The sequence below is a fragment of the Mesorhizobium sp. M3A.F.Ca.ET.175.01.1.1 genome, from assembly GCF_004791945.1.
In the GTDB taxonomy this organism is placed as follows: Bacteria; Pseudomonadota; Alphaproteobacteria; order Rhizobiales; family Rhizobiaceae; genus Mesorhizobium.
Genome location: NZ_SRTP01000456.1, coordinates 1 through 278, shown reverse-complemented (window position 1 = coordinate 278; position 278 = coordinate 1). Strand labels below are relative to the sequence as shown.

Below are 278 nucleotides of genomic sequence, written 5' to 3'. Positions count from 1 at the left end.
GCGCCTTCCACGAGGCGCTGAACATGGCGTCGATCTGGAAGCTGCCGGTGGTGTTCGTCTGCGAGAACAATGGCTACGGCATGTCGACATCGACCGCCCGCTCGACCGCCGTCAGGAACATCGCCGACAGGGCGGCGGCCTATTCGATGCCCGGCGTCATCGTCAACGGCAACAGCTTCACCGAAGTCGCGGAGGCCGCGCATGCCGCCATCGAGCGCGCCCGGACAGGCGAGGGACCGACGCTGATCGAATCCAAGACCTACCGCTATCGCGGCCAC

1 protein-coding gene is annotated in these 278 nt (G+C 66.2%); it reads left to right on the top strand.

All coding sequences use genetic code 11. The annotated features are described in order from the left end of the window. A partial coding sequence (locus tag EN818_RS32415) for a thiamine pyrophosphate-dependent enzyme (RefSeq protein ID WP_245521454.1) occupies positions 1 to 278 on the top strand: 278 nt, incomplete at both ends.